Here is a 7144-nt window from a genome sequence, read left to right on the forward strand (position 1 = left end):
GGGGCTTTGGTCGAAAGCTGGCTCTGGAATTTCGGCGATCCGGATTCAGGGCCTGATAATACCTCTGACCTGCAGAACCCAACACATTTGTTTAGTGATCAGGGCGGTGTATATGAGGTCGTGTCCCGGCGAGTCTAACGACTCACCGGGATGAATCAGGCACGTACAGAAAGCGGCAAGCGGAATTAGGCAAGAACAACCGTGTGGTCGAGTGGTTGCCCGTTCACCGCTGGTCTATTTCGAGGTGTGCAAAAACGTTTTCCAGGACGCATAACGAGGGTCGTCCATGGAATGAGTCATCAACGGGTTGAACCGTGGCTTGACCGGCCGCGACAGCAGCTTCATGCGGGCCTGTTGCGGCGTGCGCCCACCCTTGCGGCCGTTGCAACGCAAGCAGCAGCAGACGATGTTTTCCCAGGTGGTTCCGCCGCCATGAGAGCGAGGCACCACGTGGTCCAGGCTGAGCTTGTGGGTGGGTTCCATCTTGCCGCAATATTGACACGTGTGGTCATCCCGCGCGAACAGGTTTTTGCGGTTGAACCGAACCGTTTGAGCTGGCATCCGATCGAACCGAGTCAACCGGGTGATTCGAGGGACTTTCATTTCAAACCCAACGGCTTGAATGAATTCATCGTCTGGTTGCTTTTGATCCGAAGCCAATTGGCTCAGTTCGCACCAACTATCGAAGTCGTATCCGATGAATTGCCCATCGTCATTGTCAATGACTTCTGCACAATCGCGATACAAAAGCGTCAATGCTCGACGAACATTGACCACGCGGATCGCCATGTAAAAGCGATTCAGCACCAACACGTTGGTCTCTAAAACCCGTCCGCTCATTGTTGCGTCAGTCCTTTCCTCGAGTCAGAAAGTTGGCTTCGAAGTTGCTCCATCTTAGCGTTTGGGAAAACAAGAAACCACACTCACGCAGTCGTTTGTCACCTCGCCCGATCGTTTTGGAATCGTGTCGGGGCGGGTTCCCAATTCGCCAAAGAGACTGGAAATTACCGGGTTTGGTTCACTCTTGTTGTCCCATTTGGCTTTCCTCTTCAATTCTTCCGACAGATTTCACCTCATGATCAATCTGCAGATGGGATGGTTGCTAGTCTCGACACTGCTGGCGGCAGGGATCGCTGGTGGAACCGATTTCGCATGGCGCGCGGATGGTTCGTCCACGCCAACGCTCGCGATCGAGGAGGCGAAATCGGAACCGTTGTCGTTCACGCTCACCGCCACGGACGATTCCGCAAACGGCGCAGGGAATGATTCGCCGGGCTTGTCACAAAACCAGGTCGCCGATGAAACCGGCGATGGCTGGTGGGATCGTCTTAGCAACGCATTGGTTTGGGTTCGCGACATCATCCGTGACGTGCTGTTGCCGGTGGGAGTGGTCGCTTTGGGGCTGGGGTTGATCCTCGGTTGTACGCTGGCGTGGTTGTTGAATTTGGTTGCGTTGCCGGGGAATTGGTTGGCGATCGCTCTAATGGCGATGTACGCATGGTTGGGGCCGGAAACCGGGCGTTGGCAGCTCGGGCTGGCGTCGTTGACGATAGCGTTTGTGCTGGGATTGGTGGGTGAATTGGTCGAGTTTTTGGCGGGTGCGATGGGGGCCAGTCGGGCCGGGGCGAGTCGCCGGGCCACGCTGATGGCGATCGTGGGATCGATCCTGGGGGCCATTGCGGGCGGGATTGTGGGTTTGCCTATTCCTGTCGTGGGGCCGGTTTTGGCCGCCATTTTGTTCGGCGGGTTGGGGGCCACCGCCGGGGCGATGTTCGCCGAGTGGAATGACGGGAAGGCTTGGCGTGAAAATTGGCGGATCGGACAGGCGGCTTTTTGGGGGCGAACGACCGGAACGGTGGGCAAAATGGTTGCCGGACTGTTGATTCTGGTTGTCTGCGCGTTTGGGGTGTTTTTTTGATGCCTCGGATTGTCACTCGTTTCACGTGATCGAACTAGGATTTTGCCAGCGTTTTGGCTAGTCTTGGGGCGTCGAAACAACGTTTCACCCTTCCGTCGTCTACTTTTTCGTTCGCTCCCGGCAACACAATCATTCATGCTCAAAGCACTCGAGCTGGCCGGTTTCAAGAGCTTCGCGGATCGCACGCGATTTGATTTCCCCGATGGCATCACGGTCGTCGTGGGCCCCAATGGGTCCGGGAAATCGAACATCGTCGATGCGTTGTAATGGGTTTTGGGCAGCCAAAGTGCCAATAGTCTTCGCGGCAATGACATGTCGGACGTGATCTTCAAGGGATCACAAACTCGCGGGCCTGCCGGGGCCGCCGAAGCGACGATCATCTTCGACAACACGGGTGGTCAAATGCCGATCGATGCCCCCGAGGTCCACGTGACCCGGCGGGTGTATCGCAGCGGCGAAGGTGAGTACCTGATCAATCAACAAGCCGTCCGGCTGAAGGATGTCCGAGCACTGATTCGCGGGACCGGAATCGGGATCGACGCGTACAGCTTGATCGAACAGGGCAAAGTCGATCGGATGCTGCAGGCCAACGCGAAAGATCGGCGGGCGATCTTCGAAGAAGCCGCTGGGATCAGCCGGTTCAAAGCCAAGAAGTTGGAGGCCGAGCGGCGTCTGGAACGAGTGCAGTCGAACTTGACCCGCTTGGGTGACATCGTTGACGAAGTCGCAACGCGATTGAAAACGCTGAAGAGCCAAGCCGGGAAAGCAGAACGTTATCGTCAAGCCAGCGACCGGTTGAAAGAACTGCGAACGGTCGTGGCGTGGAATGACTGGATGACGTTGTCGTCCGAGCTCAATGAAGCCACTGCGAAATTAGAAACGGTACAGCGCGAACACCGCGAAGCGGACGCCCTGCGCGAATCGCTGGAGGAACAACGGCAAGCAGCGGAGATGCAGTTGCAGACGATCGCCGATGCGGCTCGTGAAGCGGAACAAAGCCGCAGCGAACTTTCTGGCGAAATCGCTCGGATCGACGGTCGCCGCGAATCCGATCAAACGACTTTGGTCGAACAGCGACGAACCCTGGTCGGTCACTATCGCCGACTGCGTGCGATGCGGACGGAGGCGGGATCGGCCATCGCGGATTTGCGAAAAACCATCGCGGCGTTGGAAGTCGCGGAATCCGAGTTGGCTGGCGTTCAAGAAAAGAAGGAAGCGATCGCTGCCAAGCGTGACGCCGAACAATCCACTGTTCATCAAATCGAAACGACGCGAGATGATTTGCAGCGAGATCATTTGGCAGCGGTGCGACGGGTGGCCGAACACGAGGCCAACCGTGGCCGGGTCGTTCAGCAAATGCGAGAGGCAACGCGGGCTCTCAAGGAACTCGCTCGCAATTCGGTGACGGCTGACGAAGGATTGAAGACGGCTCAGCAAGATCACGACGAAGTGGCTCTTCATGTTGCTGAACTCGAAAAACGAATCGCCGAAGCTCAACGCGAAGTTGAGATTGCGGACGCGAAAGTTCGAGAGACGCGGCGAGTGTTGGAACGACGCCGGGAAGAAATCGGGTCTCTGAAAATTCGTCTGCAGGGGATCACCGAGCGGGCTCGCGTGCTGGAGGAGTTGCAGCAAAAACAAGAAGGTGTGAGCGGCGGCGTTCGCGAAGTTTTGCGGATGAGCAACGCCGAGCTGAAGAAAGATTTGGTTGGGATCGTCGCCGATTGTTTCTCGGTCGATCGGCAAGTCGCTCCGCTGATCGATGCGGCCCTGGGGCCTCGCAGCCAGTACGTCATCGTTCGTGGTGGCTCAGTGGGCGATGCAATCAGTCGCGGTGAAATCAAAATTGGCACTCGGGTCGGAATCATCCGATTGGACGAACTCCCCAATCGACGGCCTGGTGACAAAATTCGCTTGGACGGGTTGGCTGGCGTGATCGGTCGGGCAGACAAAATGATTGATTGCGACGTCGAGCTCGAGCCATTGGTTCGTCACCTGCTCGGCAACACTTGGTTGGTCGACACCTTGGCCACGGCGATCGGATTGCGAAAGTTGTCCTCGGCCGGTTTACGTTTCGTGACCGCTTCAGGCGACTTGCTGGACAACGATGGATCCAGTGTGGTTGGGCCTCCTGGTGGTGAAACCGGTTTGGTCAGCCGGCGCAGTGAGTTGGCGGCGGCCAAGTCCGAGATGCAGCACTACAGCTATCAGATCGCGGAAGCTGAAAAAGAAGTCGGTCGTTTGACGGGCGTCGTCGATAGCGAAGCGGCGGAGCTTGGTCGCCACGAACAGGCGATGCGAAATTGGATCACCGAACACGCGGCCGCCGAAGCGAAATTGCACCACGTGGCAGAACGTTTGGCCGCTCGTCAGGCAACCGTGGACGAACTGAAGCGAGCCTCTGCTTCGCACACCGAATTGCTGCAAACCGCCGAGCAGCAAGATGGTGAACTGGCGATTTCCATCCACGAAGGCAAGCAGGAAATCGAGACGTTGGAAGCGCGACGCACCGAAATTGACGTGCAGTTGACGGCCGCGTCAGAGCAACTTCGCGAGGTGCAATCCGAGGCGATGAGCATTTCCGTCGAAGCGGCTCGCAGCGAACAGCGTGTTGAATCGTTGACAATCGCCGCCGATGTGGCTCGACGTGATCAAAGCCAACGAGAGGCGGCAAATCAAGAAGTTCGCGACGCGATGACGCGAACGCGAGAGCGGATCACCGAGATCGAAACGCGGATCTTGGAAGCTGACAATCGGTTGGCGGAACTGATGATCGCGATGGAAGCGGCGGATTCAAAATTGCAAGTGTTGGCGGCCGAGGCCAACCGCGAACGCGAAGCCACACGCCGCGTTCAAACCGAGTCGCAGGCCGCGATCAAAGCGGTTGCCAAAGCGACTGAATCCGTGGCGACGATCAGTTCGGCTCGCGATGCCGCGGCGCTGAAGCAAACCACATTGGCGGACCGGATTGCTGAGGACTACCAAATCGATTTGCGGAACGATGAGCCGCCGGAAGAGTTGGCTGAAATCGAAGACCGGTCTGCGGTCGACGAAGAAATCAGCCGATTGCGAGGCCAGGTTCAAAACGTTGGCTCGGTCAACATGGAAGCGTTGGAGGAACTCAACGAGTTGCAGGTGCGTTACGACGAGCTGCATGGTCAGTATCAAGACCTGACCGCGGCGAAAGATTCGTTGCAACGCGTGATTGCCCGGATTAATGCGGACTCACGACGATTGTTCTTGGACACACTGGAAGCCATTCGGGTCAACTTCCAAAAACTGTATCGAAAATCGTTTGGTGGTGGTCACGCTGACCTCATTTTGGAAGAGTCCGACGACCCGTTGGAAGCGGGGGTCGAGATTGTTGCCACGCCACCTGGAAAGCCGAGTTTCAGCAACTCGTTGTTGTCCGGTGGTGAAAAGGCATTGACCGCCGTTGCGTTGTTGATGTCGATTTTCCAGTATCGACCCAGCCCATTCTGCGTGCTGGACGAAGTGGACGCCCCGTTTGATGAAGCCAATATCGGCCGGTTCGTGACTGTCTTGACGGAGTTCTTGGATCAATCCAAGTTCATCGTGGTGACACACAGCAAGAAAACCATGACTGCGGCGACAACGTTGTACGGTGTCACGATGCAAGAGTCCGGGGTCAGCAAACAGGTCTCGATTCGGTTTGAAGATGTCAGCGAAGACGGACAAATCAACGCCGCGTAAACGCGATTTTCTATTGGCGATGGGAACATTGCCAATGCGTCTGCGTGTGCATCGGCCGCGTTGGGCTCGTTCGCGTTCCAAGGTCGGGAACGTTCCCGGGGATATGTCGAGCGATGTTTCATCGAAGAAAAAGGATGCCGTTCCCAGTCACATTCGTGTGATCCAGTACGACGGGCGGACGCATTTGGATGAGGTCGTCGCATCGATCGAAAGCGATGGTCTCGCCAATCCGGACCTCGTGACTTGGATCGACTTGCACGGCATCCGCGACATGGAATTGCTGCGTTCGCTCGGACGCCGGTTTGGTTTGCATCCGCTGGCTTTGGAAGACGTGGTTCAGATGGACCAGCACGCCAAGATGGAGCGTTACGGCGAGACGTTGTTTTTCATTGCTCGGATGCCTGTTGGTGAAGACGGGTTCCAAACCGAACAGGTCAGCGTGTTCTTGGTTGGCAAGACCGTCATCACCATCCAAGAGCATGTGGGCGACTGTTTGGATCCCGTGCGAGAGCGGATCACTCACGCACTGGGCCGCATTCGCGAGCGTGGAGCCGACTATTTGGTTTATGCGATCATCGACGCAATCATCGATGGTTACTTTCCAATCATCGATCGCTACGAGCGTCATCTGTCGGACATGGCTGAGTTACTGCAGGACGCTGACAACGACAACTTGCCAATGCACTTGCACCACATCCGCGCGGATTTGCTATCCATACGAAAGACGGTTCAGCAACACCGAGACGCGCTACGGATGTTGCTCCGAGAAGGCGAAAGCGTCTTGGCCAGCGACACGCGTTTGTATCTCCGCGATTGCCAGGATCACATTGGGCAATTGATGGAAGCGGCGGACACCGACCGCGAGACCTGCGGCGAACTTCGCGAATTGTATTTCGCGTTGCTGGGACAAAAAAACAATGACGTGATGAAAGTGCTCACGATCATCGCGACACTGTTCATCCCGATGAGTTTCGTCGCCGGAATCTACGGGATGAATTTCGATCAAAGTGCGTCGCCGTTGAACATGCCTGAACTGGAATGGAGCTTTGGTTACCCGTTCGCGTTGTCTGTGATGATGGTTCTGGCGTTGAGCCTGTTGTATTTCTTGTACCGCAAAGGCTGGCTGAGCTAGTGTTGCGGGGGCTTCGTTGACTTGCCTCGCTGACGCGTTTTGAAGTTTCACTTTTGCGTGAGGCATTGGTTTTTTCATAACCCGACGCGTCAGCGAGGGAATCACCACCACGCAGCATGGTCCCTCGCTCACGCGTCGGGTTGAGAATGCTACCAAGCTCAAGTCACCCGCCGTGAAACGCACCCGTCCAAATGAGTGCCGATCGCCCTGATACAACTGCCTGCGTCTCACCATCACAACCCGACGCGTCAGCGAGGGACTCATCACCAAGCCGCACGGTCCCGCGCAGACCCGGGGGGGGGAGAAAGGGACCCAACGCAAATCACCCCCCGGGTTAAGCACCCCACCCAAAGAGTGCCGGGTGGCGCGGGTTCAACAGC

At 56.8% G+C, this 7144-nt stretch carries 3 protein-coding genes and 1 pseudogene; 3 read left to right on the forward strand and 1 reads right to left on the reverse strand.

Annotation, left to right across the window (positions count from 1 at the left end; all coding sequences use genetic code 11):
* Nucleotides 1-234: 234 nt before the first annotated feature.
* Nucleotides 235-840 (reverse strand): HNH endonuclease, encoded by a 606-nt coding sequence (locus ACF8AM_RS11495; RefSeq protein ID WP_392555769.1) that lies wholly within the window; start codon nt 838-840, stop codon nt 235-237.
* 235 nt (nt 841-1075) lie between these two features.
* Between ACF8AM_RS11495 and ACF8AM_RS11500 the strand changes: the two genes are divergently transcribed.
* The 3 genes and pseudogenes from ACF8AM_RS11500 to corA all read left to right on the forward strand — a co-directional run bounded on the left by ACF8AM_RS11500 (nt 1076) and on the right by corA (nt 6764).
* Nucleotides 1076-1918, forward strand: a complete 843-nt coding sequence (locus ACF8AM_RS11500) for a DUF456 domain-containing protein (protein ID WP_392555770.1) — start codon at nt 1076-1078, stop codon at nt 1916-1918.
* A gap of 135 nt (nt 1919-2053) precedes the next feature.
* A pseudogene (gene smc / locus ACF8AM_RS11505) lies at nt 2054-5632 on the forward strand (chromosome segregation protein SMC).
* A gap of 34 nt (nt 5633-5666) precedes the next feature.
* Nucleotides 5667-6764 (forward strand): magnesium/cobalt transporter CorA, encoded by a 1098-nt coding sequence (gene corA / locus ACF8AM_RS11510; RefSeq protein WP_392555771.1) that lies wholly within the window; start codon nt 5667-5669, stop codon nt 6762-6764.
* The last annotated feature ends 380 nt before the right edge of the window (nt 6765-7144 follow it).

The sequence above is a fragment of the Rhodopirellula sp. JB055 genome (assembly GCF_043100905.1).
In the GTDB taxonomy this organism is placed as follows: domain Bacteria; phylum Planctomycetota; class Planctomycetia; order Pirellulales; family Pirellulaceae; genus Rhodopirellula.

What these genes read in the sequence shown, in the direction of transcription:
- corA (WP_392555771.1), top strand. Translation starts at nt 5,667, where the DNA reads ATGCGTCTGCGTGTGCATCGGCCGCGTTGGGCTCGTTCGCGTTCCAAG.
- ACF8AM_RS11495 (WP_392555769.1), bottom strand. Translation starts at nt 840, where the DNA reads ATGAGCGGACGGGTTTTAGAGACCAACGTGTTGGTGCTGAATCGCTTT.
- ACF8AM_RS11500 (WP_392555770.1), top strand. Translation starts at nt 1,076, where the DNA reads ATGATCAATCTGCAGATGGGATGGTTGCTAGTCTCGACACTGCTGGCG.